The following is a 15,994-nucleotide window of genomic DNA, read 5'->3' as shown; positions in this document are numbered from 1 at the left end:
GGAGACTACGGTCCGCCACTGACAGTGCTCACTCGGTTTTTTGGCGTAGGTCCACGGAGGTGAGGGCGCGCAGCAGCAGGACCGAGCGTTCCGGAAGCTCGATGGGCGCGCCCGCCGCGAGGCGTGTGCCCGGGGGCGCGTCCTGCTCCTCGCGGGTGGTGTCCAGCAGGAGCTCGTACCCCCGGGCCCAGGGCGGCCCGGGCAGGGTGAAGGAGACCGGCCGCGGTCCCGCGTGCAGCAGCGCCAGGAAGCTGTCGTCGGTCACCGGGGCGCCGTGCGGATCGCGCTGGGGCAGTTCGCGGCCCGACAGATAGGCCCCGAGGGCGGTCGTCGGCGCGTACCAGTCGGATTCGGTCATCTCGGTGCCGTGCGGGGTGAACCACGCCAGGTCGCGCAGCCCCTCCGGGGGCCGGGCCAGACCGGAGAAGAAGGCCGGGCGGCGCAGCACCGGATGGGCGCGGCGCAGCCGTATCAGCCGGGCGGTGAGCTCGGTGAGGGCACGCCAGCCGGGGTCCTCCAGCAGCGACCAGTCCAGCCAGCCGGTCTCGTTGTCCTGGCAGTACGCGTTGTTGTTGCCGCCCTGGGTGCGGCCCAGCTCATCGCCCGCGACCAGCATCGGCACCCCGGTGGACAGCAGCAGGGTGGCCAGCAGATTGCGCAGCTGGCGGCGGCGCAGCGCGCGGATGCCGGGGTCGTCGGTCTCGCCCTCGGCCCCGCAGTTCCAGGCGCGGTTGTCGGAGGAGCCGTCGCGGTTGCCCTCCCCGTTGGCCTCGTTGTGCTTGCGCTCGTACGAGACCAGGTCGCGCAGGGTGAAACCGTCGTGCGCGGTGATGAAGTTGACCGATGCGTACGGGCGGCGGCCGCCGCGCTCGTACAGATCGCTGGAGCCGGAGAGCCGGTAGCCCAGCTCGCGGGCGTCGGGCAGCGCCCCGCGCCAGAAGTCCCGCACCGCGTCGCGGTAGCGGTCGTTCCACTCCGCCCACAGCGGCGGGAAGGCGCCCACCTGATAGCCGCCGGAGCCCACGTCCCACGGCTCCGCGATCAGCTTGACCCGGCGCAGCACGGGATCCTGCGCGATCACGGCCAGGAAGGGCGAGAGCATGTCCACGCCGTGCGCGGCGCGGGCGAGCGCGCTGGCCAGGTCGAAGCGGAAGCCGTCCACGCCCATCTCGGTGACCCAGTAGCGCAGCGAGTCGGTGATCAGGCGGAGCACCTGCGGCTGGAGGACGTTGAGGGTGTTGCCGCAGCCGGTGAAGTCGGCGTAGCGACGGGGGTCCTGCTGGAGCCGGTAGTAGCCGCGGTTGTCGACCCCGCGCAGCGAGAGGGTGGGGCCCAGCTCATTGGCCTCGGCGGTGTGGTTGTAGACCACGTCGAGGATCACCTCGATCCCGGCGGCGTGCAGGGCGCGCACCATCCGCCGGAACTCCCCGACCTGCTGGCCCCGGGTGCCGCCGGCCGCGTATCCGGCGTGCGGCGCGAAGTAGCCGATGGAGTTGTAGCCCCAGTAGTTGCGCAACCCCCGGCGCAGCAGATGGTCCTCATGGGCGAACTGATGCACCGGCAGCAGCTCCACCGCCGTGACCCCGAGCCGGGTCAGATGCTCGACCGCCGCCGGATGCGCCAGCCCCGCGTAGGTGCCGCGCAGCTCGGGCGGTACCCCGGGGTGGCGCATGGTGAAGCCGCGCACATGGAGCTCGTAGATCACCGACTCGGCCCAGGGCGTCTTGGGCCGCCGGTCCTCGGTCCACTCGTCGGGCGCGCCGGCCGCCGCGTCGTCGCCGATGACCACGCCCTTGGGGACGTACGGGGCGGAGTCGCGATCGTCCCGTACGGTGTCCGCCACATGCTGCTGCGGCCAGTCCCGCACATGTCCGTAGACCTCCGCGGGCAGCGCGAAGTCCCCGTCCACGGCGCGGGCGTACGGATCCAGCAGCAGCTTCGCCGGATTCCAGCGGGCGCCCATCCAGGGGTCCCAGCGGCCGTGCACGCGGTAGCCGTAGCGGCGGCCGGGCAGCACTCCGGGGACGAAGCCGTGCCAGACCTGGTGAGTGAGCTCGGTGAGCGGGCAGCGGAGCTCGCGGCCGTCGTCGTCGAACAGGCAGAGCTCGACGGCCTCGGCACCGCCCGCCCACAGCGCGAAGTTGGTGCCCCACGCCCCGTCAGGGCCCCGGCAGGGGCGGGCGCCGAGCGGCTCCGGGCTGCCCGGCAGGACGGCGGGGCCCGCCGCGGGGGCGGGGGACCGGCCGCGGCGCGGCGCGACGGCCGTGGGGCGGCGGCCGACGGGGTGCCCCACCGCCGTCGCCGAGGGGCGTGCGGGTGTTCCGTCGCGGGTCTCCCGCTGGGCGGTACGCGTCTCCTGCTCGGCTGCGCCGGACACATCGGCCTCCGCGGCTCGCGGCCAACCGCCTCCGCCCCGTGGGAGGGAGGCGGGCAGCACCTCATGGCGGGCGGTGGGCCCGCGGTGTCCCGTCCCGCACGGCCCACCCTGCGCCCTCCCACCTGTTCTGCCCGTAATCCCCTTTCTATAAGGCTCGGTTCGCCTCCGGGGCGCTTCAGTCACTGTCGACGGTCGACCGTGCTCGGTCGCTCGTTCCTCGCTCCCTGCGCGCGCTCTCCCTTACGACAGCGACGCGCCCCTTCGGCTCACTCGCCGGAAGACCCCAGAACCCGGGGCTCAATGGCGCCCGGCCCCCACCGCCACCGGACGATCATCCTGGGACCCCTCTGGCCTGGGACTGAAACGTGACCATCGGGGGGAGTCCACTGTCGGCGGCGTGTGATTACCTATCGCCAGGAGCGCCTTGTGCGTGTCGGGGTTGCCGCGGGGGCGCGGCCCTGGGGAGGGGAGAGCTGTTGTGACGGTGCGGCGGATACCGGAGGCGGTGCGGGGCGGCCGCAAGGGGCTTCTCGCGCTGCTGCTCGGGGTGTTGCTGATGGCGGTGGCCGCGTGCGGCGGCTCCGACGATGACGGTGAGAAGGGCAAGGACGGCAAGGGCGACCGGCCCAGGACCTCCCGCGCCGTGGTGACCATCGCGCCCAAGGACGGCGCCAAGGACGTGGACACCAGCGGCGCGCTGAAGGTCACCTCGGCGAAGGGCACCCTGTCCTCGGTCAAGGTCAAGGACGCGAAGGGCACCCCGGTCGAGGGGAAGATCGCCCAGGGCGGGAAGAGCTGGCGGCCCGACACCCATCTCCGCTCGGACACCACCTACACCGTGGACGCGGTCGCCAAGGACGCCCACGGTCTGACCACGGCCAAGCACGCCACCTTCACCACCCTCCGCCCCAAGAACACCTTCGTGGGCATCTACACCCCGGAGGACGGCACGACGGTCGGCGTCGGCATGCCGGTCTCGCTCCACTTCACCCGCGGCATCACCCACCCGGCGGACGTGGAGAAGGGGATAAAGGTCAGCGCCTCGCCGTCGGTGCCGATCGAGGGCCACTGGTTCGGCAACGACCGGCTGGACTTCCGCCCCGAGAAGTACTGGAAGGCCGGCACCAAGGTGACGCTCCGGCTGGACCTCGACGGGGTCGAGGGCAGGCCGGGGGTCTACGGCGAGCAGCGGAAGTCCGTGACGTTCACCATCGGCCGCAGCCAGATCTCCGTCGTCGACGCCAAGTCCAAGAAGATGACGGTCAAGCGGGACGGCAAGACCATCAAGACCATCCCCATCACCTCGGGCGCGCCCGGCCATGAGACCTACAACGGCAAGATGGTGATCAGCGAGAAGCATCCGGTGACCCGGATGGACGGCGCCACGGTCGGCTTCGACGGGGAGTACGACATCAAGGACGTGCCGCACGCGATGCGGCTGTCGACCTCGGGCACCTTCATCCACGGCAACTACTGGGCGGGGCGGCCCACGTTCGGTTCGTCCAATGTCAGCCACGGCTGTGTGGGCCTGTTCGACCAGCGCGGCGGAGGGGATCCCTCCACCCCGGCGGCCTGGTTCTTCCGGAAGTCGATCCTCGGCGATGTGGTCATCGTGAAGAACTCCCATGACGAGACCGTCCAGCCGGACAACGGGCTCAACGGCTGGAACATGTCCTGGGAGAAGTGGAAGGCGTGACCTCGGCAGGTGTCCGGGCGCCGGGTCGGGGGCGCCCCGGCACCGGCCCCGGCGTTCCTCCCGGTGCCACCCCCGCCCCTCCGCTCCCTTGTTAGCGGGCGCTAACCTGCGCTCATGACTGTGAACCTCGAGGTTGCCGACGGCGTCGCCACCTTCCGCCTTGACCGCCCCCCGATGAACGCGCTCGACATCGCCACCCAGGACCGGCTGCGGGAGCTCGCGGCCGAGGTGACCCGCCGCGACGATGTGCGCGCGGTGGTCATCTGGGGTGGTGAGAAGGTGTTCGCGGCCGGCGCGGACATCAAGGAGATGCGGGAGATGGACCACGCCGCGATGGTGGCCCGCTCCGGTGACCTCCAGGAGTCCTTCACCGCCGTGGCCCGCATCCCCAAGCCCGTGGTCGCCGCCGTCACCGGCTACGCCCTCGGCGGCGGCTGCGAGCTGGCGCTGTGCGCCGACTTCCGTATCGCCGCCGAGAACGCCAAGCTCGGCCAGCCCGAGATCCTGCTCGGTCTGATCCCCGGCGCGGGCGGCACCCAGCGGCTGGCCCGGCTGGTCGGACCGGCCAAGGCCAAGGACCTCATCTTCACGGGCCGTCAGGTCAAGGCCGACGAGGCGCTCGCCATCGGCCTGGTGGACCGGGTGGTACCGGCCGAGGAGGTCTATGAGCAGGCCCACGCCTGGGCGGCGAAGCTGGCCAAGGGCCCGGCGATCGCGCTGCGCGCGGCCAAGGAGTCGGTGGACCGGGGGCTGGAGACGGACCTCGACAGCGGTCTCGCCATCGAACGGAACTGGTTCGCCGGGCTGTTCGCCACCGAGGACCGGGAGATCGGGATGCGCAGCTTTGTCGAGGACGGGCCGGGCAAGGCCACGTTCCGCTGACACCCGACCGGTTCCGATCGCCTCGGCCGGGGTTTGTGAAGCCACCCCGGCCGGGGTCGTGGAGCCGCGTATGCCCCGTGCGAGCGAATTTTCTTCGCCAACGGTCGGCCCTCGATTGACCCGGTCCGGTACGCTGGGTGATCACGCGTACGCGCGGTGACATCGCTGGTCAGATGGGGCGCTGCGGTTCCCCAACTGCCCTTGGCATATGTCGGATCGGATGTATGGAGCCTGGGGCTCCGGTGGTCGGAATCCCATGGTTCCGCCCCGGATGGCCTTTTGGGCGGCCATGATGGGGGGCATGGCGGGCTTGGAGGGAATGGAGCAGCCGCGGCAGCGCACTGGTACGGCTGCGGTGCGGGGGGCGCCGTCCGTCGAGGATGATCTGGCCCTCAGGGCGCTTGACCTCTTCGGGAACCCCGCGTGCGAGGAGGTGCGGCTGCCCTCCCGCCCCGAGTCCGCGGGGACCGCCCGCCGGATGGCCGAATTCGTGGTGGCGCGGGACTGGGGGCTGGGTCATCAGCTCGCCGAGCACACGGTGCTGCTGGTCTCCGAGCTCGTCGGCAACGCCGTACGGCACACCGGCGCCCGCACCTTCGGGCTGCGGATGCTGCGGCGGCGCGGCTGGATCCGGGTCGAGGTCCGCGACCCGTCCCGGGGGCTGCCGTGTCTGATGCCGGTGGGGGATCTCGACACCAGCGGGCGCGGGCTGATGCTGGTCGACCAGCTCTCCCAGCGGTGGGGGGTCGATCTGCTGCCGTGCGGCAAGACGACCTGGTTTGAGATGCGAGTGGCCGAAAACTGATCGTGCGTACGCCGGTACGGACCACGCGCGGAGCGTGAAGGAGCGTGAAAGGGGCCCCGGTGTCGTCGTGCGCCGACGGCACCGGGGCCCCTTCCCTCCCCGGCCATGGCGCGAAAGGGGTGTTCGCCGTGGCATTCGGGGGAAGCGACCTCGCTCGGGTCAATGGGGGTCGCGGCCCCGACTATCGCAGAGGTGGTAGACCACTTCCAAGCCAATCCAAGGTGAGGTGTAACACTTGCCTTGTTAATGGCGGGTAGAGCGGCAAATCTCCTTTGTTGTCGACCTGATTCTTTCAAAACTCCAGTGGTCCAGACCGTGACACGAAATCTTTCTTTGCGCGGCGGTTCTTGGCATGGCCCTGCCGAGGACTCACCATGGAAGCGCGCTACGCGCGTCACACCCCCACGCGTCACCCCCTTTGTCCCCGCTATTTGTCCCCGCTACGACATTCGGGAGACCCCCATGGAAGCGCACGGCCGCACCCCCACCCGGCGCGCCCTGCTCCGCTCGGGCGCCTATCTCGCCACCGCCGCCACCGGACTCGCCGCCACCGCGGCGACGGCCACCACCGCCCACGCCGACGACAGACGCCGCCGCCGCGCGGCCGCCTATCCCCCCACCCACTGGATCCCGGCCTCCTCCTCCAACTACCGCGTCTCCAGCCGCCCGACCTCGTATCCGATCGACTTCGTCGTCATCCATGTGACGCAGGAGACCTTCCCGGACGCGATGAAGATCTTCCAGGACCCGGCCAAGCAGGTCTCCACCCACTACATGGTCGCCTCGGCCGACGGCTACATCGGGCAGTTCGTCCGGGAGAAGGACGTCGCCTGGCACGCGGGCAACAAGGACTACAACAACCGCAGCATCGGCATCGAGCACGAGGGCTGGGTGGACGACCCCAAGTGGTTCACGGACGAGATGTACGCCTCGTCCGCCGCCCTGACCGCGGCCGTCTGCGACCGTTACGGCATCCCCAAGAACCGCGACCACATCATCGGCCATGTGGAGGTCCCCGGCACCGACCACACCGACCCCGGCCCGCTGTGGGACTGGGACCGCTATATGAGGCTGGTCAACGGAGGGAGCCGGGTACACCGCCGGGCCTGAGGCCGCGAACCGAACGCCGAGCGCGCCGTGACACGGCCGAGACGAACCGGCCACCCCCGACCGCTAATCTGTGCGGGTCAGGAAACGCACGGAAGGGGCGGAACAGGTGGCGGACATCGAGGCGGCGCGCAAGGCGTTCGAGCGGTATGACCTCAACGGTGACGGCCAGATCACCGCGGCCGAGTACAAGAGCGTGATGGCGCAGCTGGGGGACCCGTATGTCACGGAGCCCGTCGCCCAGGCCGTCATCAACGCCCACGACTCCAACGGTGACGGTCTGCTCACCTTCGACGAGTTCTGGGCGGCCCAGAACAAGAGCGGCGAGAAGACCGGCTGAAACGGGCCGTGAACGGACCCGCTGAGCTGGCCGAGGACCGGCGACACGGGCCGTACGGACGACGGCGCGGCCGGCGCGCTCAGCGCCAGCCGCGCCGCTGTGCGCCGGCCCGCCGTCTGCGGTCGTTGCACAGCAGACAGCGGCCGTAGCCGGGCGGCAGCGGGTCGTCCGGATCCCCGTACAGCGGATCGACGGCTCCGCGCGGATGCTCCGGGCAGCCCGTGGAACCGTGCTCGGCGGTCAGCGACCCCGCCGCGGCGAGCGCCCGCCGCAGGGCGTCGGTGAGCAGCTCGGTCTCCGGCCCGGAGGGTGCGGCGTCCAGCGAGAAGGCGATGTCCGACGCGGTGGTGAGCGCGCTGCGGAGTTCGCGCAGGTCTGCGTAACTCATACCGGGCAGCGTAGGCGCCCCCACCGACAACGCCCCGAGGGGCCCGGGGCCGGTCAGGCCCCGTCCTCCGCGGTCTCCGCGGTCTCCGCGTCCGCCACGTCCTCCGTCTCCTCATCGGCGGTGAGCGCCGCCCGGCTGGGGTCGGCCCAGGCCTGGAGCGCGGACTTGCTGGAGAAGTTCGCCACGTCCTTGTCCAGCGGGCGGTCGGTGTACTGGTGGATTCGCCACTTCGCCTTGATGCGCGGCTTGCCCGCCGTCACGTAGTCCGCTATCCACAGGCCGTCGCCCGCGTACGACGTGGTGTCGTAGTTGAGCCAGAAGTTCCGGTTGCAGTAGAGCATCACCCGGTGGGTGGGCCGCAGCTTCTTGACCTCGCGGATGAACCGGTCCTTCTCGGCGTTGCTGGCGCGGGTGCCGGAACCGGTGGTCTCCCAGTCCACGGCGAGCAGATCGTGCTTCTGGGACGCGCACTTCTCGACGAAGTAGCGCGCCTGTGCCGCGATATTGCCCGGCCACAGGAAGTGGTAGAAGCCGACGACGCATCCCGCCTTGCGCGCCCGGGACGCCTGCGAGGTCTGCTTCGGGTTGATGTATGACCGGCCTTCGGTGGCCTTGATGAAGACGAAGGCCAGTCCGTCCGCGTCGAACGTGGACTGGTGCGAACTCACGTCGATGCCGTGCAGCATGGCGCCTACCTCGGGTCAAGAACGGGTGAATACACGGGTGTTATTCCCCCTCTCGTACGCAGGACCCTACTGGGACGGGATCGCGATCCGCAGCCGTTCGGTGCCACACCGAGGGAGACGGGGCGGGGTTTGAACCACCGCTCCACGAAGCGGGGCGGGCCGGTCCGGTCCGGGCCGTCAGGTCCGCTTGCGTCCCGGACTTCCCCGCGGCGGGCCGATGGTCCGTGCGTACCAGGCCGACGAGGCCACCGCCGGTCCGGCCGCGAGACCGGCAACGGCGATGAGGAAGACGACGATCAGCCAGGTCAGAAGGGTGAAAACGGGGCCGAGCGGGCCGAAGTCGGCGAGGCTGCGGGCCATGGCCACGGGCATGAGCAGCCGGGAGAGGTAACCCAGCAGGACGGTTCCCACACCGGCGAGCACGGCGCCCGGCAGCAGATGCGTCCAGGTGACGCGGCCGCTCAGCAGGAGATGCTGGGTCCACCACCACAGCAGTACGGCCGACAGCACGGACAGCGCCAGCCCGGAGACGATGCCGGTGCCGAACCCCCTGCGCACCGGCGCCTGGACGAGGAGCACCGCGAGCCAGACGAGCAGCCACAGCAGCCAGCGCCACGCCGTGACGCGCACCGCCGCCCTGGGCAGCCCCCAGCAGCGTTCGCAGATCGCCTGGAGCGCCCTGCTGAACGCCGTCGCGGACACCAGGGCGACCAGCAGTCCGACGACCCCCGAGGTGTTCTTCGCCGTTCCCCGGGTGGTGAACGTACGGCGTACCTCGTCGAGGACGTCACCGCGCACGCCCACCACCGAGCGCAGCGAGTCGGCCAGGAGGTTCTGCAACGCGTCGGGGACGAAGGCCGCCACCGCCATCAGCAGGGGGAGGGCGGTGAGGAACGCCTGGGCCGCCAGCCGGGTGGCGGCTTCCAGCACGTTCACCGCCGCCAGCCGTTCCAGGAACCGGGCGGCCGGGCCGCCGCCGATGGCGGTCGTGACGCGCTCCCACAGCGTCCGCGGCGCCCTCATGGGTCAGGGATGCCCAGGACGGCCGCCGACGGCGGGGCCATCGGGGGCGGGGCCGCTCGCCGTGGGCCCGGACGCGGTCCGGCCCTTCGCCGTAGGCCCGGACGCCCCGGCGAGGATGCCGAGCACTGCCAGGACCCCCACGACGACGCCGAGGACGAGCCCGACGGACGCCGGAGTGGGGTGGTTCCACAGCACCAGGGCCAGCGCGCCGCCCGTGATCACCACGCCGGTGGTCCAGGCCCGATGGGTGTCCAGCCAGCGGCCGAACCCCCCGGTGCGGGCTCCGACGCGGGCCAGCCCCCGGCCGATGGCGCCGGTGCCGCGCGCCGCGGCCGAGCGCACGACGCGGGCCCCGCGCCCGGGGCCGTACAGATACGCGGCGAGCGCGGTGACGATCGCGACGACGAGAAGGGTGCGGGTGCTTTCGCGCAGGAAGCGTACGAGCGTGTCGAAGATGAAGGCCGCCGGGCCCCGGGGCAGGGTCGTGGGCGGGACGGAGTCCAGGTAGACGCCGCGCACCACGGCCAGGCCGACCAGTAGCGCGATCATCATCACCGCCGTACCGACCCCGGCGGCCAGCAGCGTGATCCGATGCGCGGGGGAGGTCCACACGGCGAGCGCGGCGAGCACGATCGTCACGGCGGGCAGCCAGGTGCCGACGACGTCGAGGAGGCGCATCGCGCCTTGTGCCTCGTCCAGCTTGTCCGTCCGCGCCAGCGTGAACTGCCGGTCGATGTGCGGGATCTTGGCGGCCTTCTCGTAGCCCGCCCGGACGAGGCGCTGTTTGACGTTGTCGACGAGGGTGCCGATGTCCAGGACGATCGCGTTCCCGCGGGCCTGGACCGCGCTGGTGCCCTCACCGGTGAGGACCTTGACGACGGCGGCGTGGGCACGGCGGTTGGCCGCGTCCCACACCAACGGGAACTGCTCGCTGGCGATCGCCTTGTGGACCACGCGCCGCACGGCGTTGGTGAGGGCACTCTCCAGCGGCCCGCCGAGCATCCGGGTGCCGTCCACGACGACGGACGGGGCTCCGGTCTTGTCGAGGTTCCTGGCGAGGTGGGCGGTGATGGCGGGCACGTCGACCCGGTCGACCACGCGTTTGGTGAGCCGGTTGGTGACGGTGGCCTGGACCCCGGGGTTCCTGGCGATCGGGGCGACGGTCTGGACATACCGGTGGGGGTCGGTGATCTCTTCGTGCAGCCAGGTGGCGACGACGGCGAGCGGGGAGAGCAGAACCGCCAGGACGAGCAGCACACACGCGCCCACGTGGCGAAGCCGCCGATGGCGCACGGCCGCCGCCTCGCGCAGCCGCTCGTACTCCCTTCGCTCGCTCCCGCTCAGCGGATGAGGCGGCTCGGCGGGGCCGGAGGCGTCGCCGGACGGATCCATGGGTCCTCCCTCGCACGGGACGGAGGGAGGCGCCACCGGGCAGCGGCGGCGTCAGGGCACTGCTCAGCCCGGCGGACGGCGCATCTCCTCGATCCGCGGTCCGAGGTTCTGGAAACGCGGCGACGGGCCGTTTCGATTCACGGCCGGGAGCCCGGAGTCGGGAGCCGGGAGCCGACGTGGTGGCGAGCCTGGCGCGGGGTGCGGCGACTGGCACTGACCACCGTCAGGACGGCGGCGGGGCGCGCACCGCACCGAGCATGGCTACGGCGCGTGCGGGTGTTGCCCGCCGCCCTCCCCGTCCGCCGGGAAACGGAGGGCCCCGGCGTCGGCCGTCCACTCGACGCCGCCTCGCTCCGGCCGGAGGAACGCGACGCGATCGCTGCTCATCCGGTGGTCGAAGCACAATTCGGCGACGCTGTGCACCGCCTGCACCACGCCGGTACGGCCACTGGCCGGGTCGTACGCCACCTGGCCGAGGGCGGGTGCTGGACGGGTGCTGGGCTGTGGCTGCTGGAGCTGGTGGTTCATACGGCTCGTCCTTCGGGCTGGCGGGGGATGTGGACGGTGTGGGCGGGGTGGCGTCGGCGCAGTACCTCGTAGTCGGTGGCCTTGCTGTGGTCACCGGCTCGTTTGGCCTGTTCGCGCAGTGCCGCGTAGTGGCGGCAGGTGGGGCAGGTGTCGTTCAACGGTCACTCTCCGGTGTGGATGTGGGTGTGGGCGGCTCCTGGCGCCGTGCGAGGTCTTCGGGGAGCGCCCCGCAGAAGAGGACGCACGGGGTCCCTCCCACCGGTGGCTCGGCCGGGCCCGCCGAACTCCAGCCACGTCGCCGCGCCACTTCCCGCATCTCGCGGGTGACCCGGTCCGCGACGCGATGTCGGGTGGATTCGGTGATGTGTTCGGAGGGAAACACCATGGGGGGTTCTTCCTGACCTGGATGTGTCTTGCGAGCTTTAATCACTCTGTGTACTCCCAGCGTTGCCCTGCGGGGCCACGCGCAACAGGGATCGGGGCACACCAAGAAGCTTGGGGTGAGGGGAGAACCACAGGTGAGCGAGGTCAAGGAAGGCCAGGAACCATCCAGCGGGGCGGCGTTCCTCGGAGCCGAGGTACGGACCTGGCGGTTACAGGCGGAGCTGAGCCAGCGGGAGTTGGGCTTGAAGGCCAACTACGGACAGCAATATGTGGCCAAGGTGGAGGCGGGCGAGCGCTTGGCCAGCCCCGAGTTCGCCGACGCGTGCGACCGGGTCTTCGGCACGCCGGGCACGTTCGCGCGCCTGCGGATGCGGGCCAGCCAGCACGGCTATCCGGACTGGTTCGTGCCGTACGTGCAGCTGGAGCGGCAGGCGACGGGCATCTCGAACTACTCGGCGGCGCTGGTCATGGGCATGCTCCAGATCCCCGAGTACGCGCGGGCGGTCTTCCAGGCCGCGCACCCCCGGAAGAGCACGAGCAAGATCGATGAGCTGGTGGACGGGCGATTGCGGAGGCGGGAGGTGATGGAGAAGGATCCGCCTCCGCTGCTCTGGTGCGTCCTGAACGAGGCGTGTCTACGGACTGCGGTGGGTGGCTCAGGGGTCATGGCCGTACAACTCGCCCACCTCCTGGAGGAGGCGGAGTCTCCGCACATCACCCTTCAGGTACTACCGTTCGCGGTGGGGGCGCCCGCCGCATCGGAGAGTTACACGCTCCTGACGTTCGACGAAGGTCCCAATGTCGCCTACGTGGACACGGCGATGGCAGGCCAACTGATCGATTCACCGGAAGCGGTGGCAAATGCGACAGCCACCTACGACTGGCTGCGGGCTGCTGCGCTCCATCCCGAACAGTCACTGTCCATGATCCGTAGTGCAATGGAGGAATACACCCGATGAGGATTGCCCTCGACCTGTCCCGTGCTGAGTGGGTCAAGTCCAGCTACAGCAACGGTAATGGGGGTGAGTGCGTGGAATTCGCACTCGCCATAGCCGCCACTGCCGGTGTCGTCCCCGTCCGCGACAGCAAGCACCCGGCAGGCCCCGCCCTCGTCTTCCCCGTGGAGGCGTGGACTTCCTTCACGAGCGCCGTGCGCAACGGAGAGTTCCCGGCCAATTAAAGTCCAGGACACGATCCACCATCAACCTGATCAGCTCGCGAGAACGACGAGCCCCTGGGTATCCAGCTGCTCGAAGACGTCACCGAGGCGTTCGAAGTGGCTATTCTTGTACTGGCACATCTTCCCGTGAAGGTTGTACGCCCTCTCGATGGTATGCCCCTTGAGGGCATAAGAGTGGAGGTACGCGGAGGTGACCCTGCCGCCCTTCGCTACAAGGTCCATGATCCGCTGGTAGTGGTGGTCGGTCAGACAGTTTGCCACCACCCACAGGCCGCCCTTTTTCTTCACGAAGTCGGCCAGCTCTGCCAGCGCCGCCCATGTCTTGCTCGTGGGTGGGTCGTTCAGGGGGAACCTGGCTGGAGCCTGTATTTGGACGAATGAGTCGGTCTCTGTCTGGGTGAAATTTTGCTCTTTAGGAAAGCTGGACCTGTTCAGGATGATCGAGATGACGAAGTAGCCATTCTTCGCGGCATCCGTGAAATATCCTGGTTCGCTTTGCCTGGCAAGGACCATGGGGTCCACGTCTAGCGACGGGTTCTGCCATGCCGTGGCCGGATCGCCGGCGCCCACCGCGAGGGATACGAGTATGTTGGGCTTCTCGGCAGCCATCAGCTTGACCCGCTCCACAACTGCCTGGATGATCTCGTGCTCTTCGTCGGTCAATTGACAGGAGGCCGTGAAGAGGTCCTGACTGGGCTGTGGTAGTTTAGCACCGTCCCATTCTGGCATGGGTGCCTCCATACGCAAGCGCGTCGACCGCGCCGAGGTGAGAGACCGCTCACCGGGAGGTCGCTGCGGGTGGGCGGTCAGATTCCGCGATTAGTCTCCTCGCTCTTTCGTCAGGAGTTCTCGCATCTGCGGAGACATGGGAACCTCCTTCTTCAGCGGACGCGACGGGAGGTGGGACGGGTCGTACGGGCCGCCGATCACCGCAGGTTCCTCGGAGCCGTAGATGAGGGAAGAGAGAGCATTCCCGTTGGAGTCGAACACCGTGATCACGTCGGTGAGCTGCCAATAAAGGAACATCTGCGCGGTCGAACCCTTGACGTTGTCGAAATCCTGGGAAATGAAGGACGTGCTCTGCGTGTTCGTAGTAACTTGCTGGGATGTGCTGGAGCTGGCACTGACCGACGCCGAGATGCTGGCCGAGATCGGCCCCCAGCCAGCGCTGGCACTGACACCCAGGGATGCGGCCAGCTGTGACTGCTGCGATGTCGTGACCTCGATCCCCGACGTGGTCGTGTAGTTCTCCGTCCGCTGTTCGCCCTTGGCGATGCAGTACGAACTGGGCAGCCGTCGCCAGTACTGCTCCCGGGCAATGCTGTTGCCGTTGACGCCTCCGCAGCCGACCACCACCCGGGGCGAGTCAGGGGGAATGACGACGGCCTCGTTGGGAGTCGGAGGCGATCCGATGTCGTTGGGATTGAGCAGATCGGAAGACGAGACGGTGAGTACGTACTCGTCGCCCTGCCAGGGTACTGCGGCTGTGGCCGGATAAGCGGCGGCGAAGGCGCCGCTGTAGTAGTTGACGAAGATAAAATACCAGCCGTAGTCGATCGGCGAGGTAAACGTCGACCACGGGGTGTACGGCTTCAGGAGTAGCGATGGGTTTCCCAGACCGAAGCTGGTGCCGCCCGGCGCCATGCCCAGCCAGACACCTGTGTCGGATATGAGGTATCCACCCAGCGGAATATTCGTGGCGTTGTAGAAGGCGAACTGTCCGGTACTGCCGGTGTTCTTGGACACCAGCGTACCGTTGAGGGCCTGCTGATATGTCGGGTTCATCTGCATGATCTTTCCCCTGTGCGTCAGAGCGTCAAAGCGTCAGTGCGTCAGTTCGGCGGGACTGGGCGGAGTGTAGGGGCCGCCGATCACGGTCGGCTGTGTTCCAGTGATGATGGAGCCGAGCGGAGTTCCTTCCCAGTCGTAAATCGTCACGACGTCGGCCAGTTGCCAGTACAGCATCATTTCGGGTGATTCGGCGCCCTGGTCGAGGCTGTACTTCTCAGAGACATAGGACGTCGTCTGCTCAGTGACGGTGACCTGCTGGAAATTCGTGGACGAGGTGCTCAGGCTGGCCGAGACGGACGCAGACACCGGCCCCCAGCCGGCACTGGCTGACGCGTTGACCGACGCCTCGAGCGTGCTCAACTCGGAGGTGGTCTGCTGTCTGCCGGACGTCACGGTGTAGGATGAATGCTTGGTTTCTCCCGGCGCGATGCTGTAGGAATCCGGGAGGCGCTGCCAGAACTGTTCCCGGATCACGACATTTGGCGTCCCATATCCCGTAGGTCCTAGCAGGCCGCTGCCGACCACGATCCGCGGTGAATCTGTTGGAATAAGGATCCCGGCGTCGGTGTCGGGCGTCGGTATCGTCCCGATGTCGTTGGGCTCCAGCAGATCCCAATCCGTGATGTAAATGTCACTGCTGCCATCGGTCGGGGTCTGGAAGACCGCGGCGAACGCGCCACTCCAAGCGTTCACGAACAGCCAGTAGGCGTTCAAGTACGGTTGTTCCAATGTCGTCGACTGGCCGCCCTGATATCCAGGATGGGCCGTACCCTGCACGATTTGACCCGACGGCTGTCCGGACGAGAACTCCTGCTCTTCCTTGTCCCAGCCCCAGCGAGTTCCGTCGCTAGCGATCTCATACATGGCCAAGCACGTGGTGGTCATGTTGTGGAACGTCAGAGGTTGTCCCAGCTCTGTATACCCGGACTTCAACGTCCCGTTGATCGCGCTCTGGTACATATCATTCATCTGCATGGTCGTTTCCACTCCTCCGCCGGAGCTCTTCATGAAATGGGGCTGCAAGGGCAGTGAGCGCCGCCGTGAAGCCGGCGTCACGATGCCTGTCCCGGCCTGGCCCGCAGGACCTTCACCCGGCTCTATCCCATGGCTCTCCCCTGGGGGAGGCGGCACTGCGCGGGTTGAGGCAGATGCGCGCTGATGTCTGGAAAACCGGTCGCAGAAGTGGAGTTCTGACCACCCCTCACCAGGAAGGCGACTCTCAGCCCGCCGACCGCTACACCAACCACGCTAGGCCGACCGAGTGAGGGCTGCCACCGGAGAGGTTCGACAGTTGCGGGTCCGGCTGCGGCGCGGATCCCTCCCATACCGGGCCGAAGCCAAGCGCACTCTGCGTACGCGCCGCTTCCCAGCACCCCCAGCAGCCATGCCCTGGACGGTACGAGCCGTGTCACGAC

The 15,994-nt window shown here is 69.0% G+C and carries 17 protein-coding genes; 7 read left to right on the top strand and 10 right to left on the bottom strand.

All coding sequences use genetic code 11. From position 1 onward, the window contains the following. Positions 1 to 28: 28 nt before the first annotated feature. Positions 29 to 2,377: a glycogen debranching protein GlgX gene (glgX, locus tag ACT2CW_RS10495; RefSeq protein ID WP_445516361.1), complete on the bottom strand. Its 2,349-nt coding sequence runs from the start codon at positions 2,375 to 2,377 to the stop codon at positions 29 to 31. A 478-nt stretch (positions 2,378 to 2,855) separates the two neighbouring features. On the opposite strand from glgX, the gene ACT2CW_RS10490 reads away from it, so the two are divergent. From ACT2CW_RS10490 to ACT2CW_RS10470, 5 genes are all read left to right on the top strand, one after another. Beyond that, a complete protein-coding gene (locus ACT2CW_RS10490) occupies positions 2,856 to 4,073 on the top strand; it encodes a L,D-transpeptidase (RefSeq protein ID WP_445516360.1) in 1,218 nt (405 codons plus the stop codon). Positions 4,074 to 4,187: 114 nt separating this feature from the next. Next, positions 4,188 to 4,955, top strand: coding sequence for an enoyl-CoA hydratase/isomerase family protein (locus ACT2CW_RS10485; RefSeq protein ID WP_037960906.1), 768 nt, complete (start codon positions 4,188 to 4,190; stop codon positions 4,953 to 4,955). A 301-nt stretch (positions 4,956 to 5,256) separates the two neighbouring features. Further along, complete coding sequence (locus ACT2CW_RS10480) at positions 5,257 to 5,760, top strand: ATP-binding protein (protein ID WP_182470850.1); 504 nt, start codon at positions 5,257 to 5,259, stop codon at positions 5,758 to 5,760. Positions 5,761 to 6,222: 462 nt separating this feature from the next. After that, a complete protein-coding gene (locus ACT2CW_RS10475; RefSeq protein ID WP_445516359.1) occupies positions 6,223 to 6,870 on the top strand; it encodes an N-acetylmuramoyl-L-alanine amidase in 648 nt (215 codons plus the stop codon). Between the two features lie 106 nt (positions 6,871 to 6,976). Continuing rightward, the gene (locus ACT2CW_RS10470) at positions 6,977 to 7,207 is read left to right on the top strand and encodes an EF-hand domain-containing protein (RefSeq protein ID WP_164431755.1); all 231 of its coding nucleotides are present in this window, start codon (positions 6,977 to 6,979) and stop codon (positions 7,205 to 7,207) included. 79 nt (positions 7,208 to 7,286) lie between these two features. On the opposite strand, the gene ACT2CW_RS10465 is transcribed toward ACT2CW_RS10470, so the two are convergent. The 6 genes from ACT2CW_RS10465 to ACT2CW_RS10440 all read right to left on the bottom strand — a co-directional run bounded on the left by ACT2CW_RS10465 (position 7,287) and on the right by ACT2CW_RS10440 (position 11,382). Next, positions 7,287 to 7,595, bottom strand: coding sequence for a hypothetical protein (locus ACT2CW_RS10465; RefSeq protein ID WP_020868286.1), 309 nt, complete (start codon positions 7,593 to 7,595; stop codon positions 7,287 to 7,289). Between the two features lie 53 nt (positions 7,596 to 7,648). Continuing rightward, entirely contained in the window at positions 7,649 to 8,281 is a 633-nt protein-coding gene (locus tag ACT2CW_RS10460; protein WP_445516358.1) for a glycoside hydrolase family 25 protein, read from the bottom strand. A 177-nt stretch (positions 8,282 to 8,458) separates the two neighbouring features. Further along, on the bottom strand, positions 8,459 to 9,304 hold the full coding sequence (locus ACT2CW_RS10455; RefSeq protein WP_445516357.1) for a YhjD/YihY/BrkB family envelope integrity protein: 846 nt from the start codon (positions 9,302 to 9,304) through the stop codon (positions 8,459 to 8,461). A 3-nt stretch (positions 9,305 to 9,307) separates the two neighbouring features. Next, a complete protein-coding gene (locus tag ACT2CW_RS10450; protein ID WP_445516356.1) occupies positions 9,308 to 10,696 on the bottom strand; it encodes a hypothetical protein in 1,389 nt (462 codons plus the stop codon). 261 nt (positions 10,697 to 10,957) lie between these two features. Then, positions 10,958 to 11,224, bottom strand: coding sequence for a hypothetical protein (locus ACT2CW_RS10445; protein WP_445516355.1), 267 nt, complete (start codon positions 11,222 to 11,224; stop codon positions 10,958 to 10,960). Further along, the gene (locus tag ACT2CW_RS10440) at positions 11,221 to 11,382 is read right to left on the bottom strand and encodes a hypothetical protein (RefSeq protein ID WP_167442768.1); all 162 of its coding nucleotides are present in this window, start codon (positions 11,380 to 11,382) and stop codon (positions 11,221 to 11,223) included. The genes ACT2CW_RS10445 and ACT2CW_RS10440 overlap by 4 nt, the downstream gene beginning before the upstream one ends. 360 nt (positions 11,383 to 11,742) lie before the next feature. On the opposite strand from ACT2CW_RS10440, the gene ACT2CW_RS10435 reads away from it, so the two are divergent. Then, the gene (locus tag ACT2CW_RS10435) at positions 11,743 to 12,567 is read left to right on the top strand and encodes a helix-turn-helix domain-containing protein (RefSeq protein ID WP_445516354.1); all 825 of its coding nucleotides are present in this window, start codon (positions 11,743 to 11,745) and stop codon (positions 12,565 to 12,567) included. Beyond that, positions 12,564 to 12,788: a DUF397 domain-containing protein gene (locus ACT2CW_RS10430; protein ID WP_445516353.1), complete on the top strand. Its 225-nt coding sequence runs from the start codon at positions 12,564 to 12,566 to the stop codon at positions 12,786 to 12,788. Before ACT2CW_RS10435 ends, ACT2CW_RS10430 begins: the two co-directional genes overlap by 4 nt. 30 nt (positions 12,789 to 12,818) lie before the next feature. On the opposite strand, the gene ACT2CW_RS10425 is transcribed toward ACT2CW_RS10430, so the two are convergent. The 3 genes from ACT2CW_RS10425 to ACT2CW_RS10415 all read right to left on the bottom strand — a co-directional run bounded on the left by ACT2CW_RS10425 (position 12,819) and on the right by ACT2CW_RS10415 (position 15,554). Further along, positions 12,819 to 13,517, bottom strand: coding sequence for a hypothetical protein (locus ACT2CW_RS10425; RefSeq protein ID WP_445516352.1), 699 nt, complete (start codon positions 13,515 to 13,517; stop codon positions 12,819 to 12,821). A 90-nt stretch (positions 13,518 to 13,607) separates the two neighbouring features. Next, complete coding sequence (locus tag ACT2CW_RS10420; protein ID WP_445516351.1) at positions 13,608 to 14,579, bottom strand: hypothetical protein; 972 nt, start codon at positions 14,577 to 14,579, stop codon at positions 13,608 to 13,610. A 33-nt stretch (positions 14,580 to 14,612) separates the two neighbouring features. Next, the gene (locus ACT2CW_RS10415; protein WP_445516350.1) at positions 14,613 to 15,554 is read right to left on the bottom strand and encodes a hypothetical protein; all 942 of its coding nucleotides are present in this window, start codon (positions 15,552 to 15,554) and stop codon (positions 14,613 to 14,615) included. Between the last annotated feature and the right edge of the window lie 440 nt (positions 15,555 to 15,994).

It is taken from the genome of Streptomyces sp. NEAU-174 (assembly GCF_052665095.1).
The sequence above is the reverse complement of the archived record's forward strand: the minus strand, read 5'-3'. Positions and strand labels throughout refer to the sequence as shown.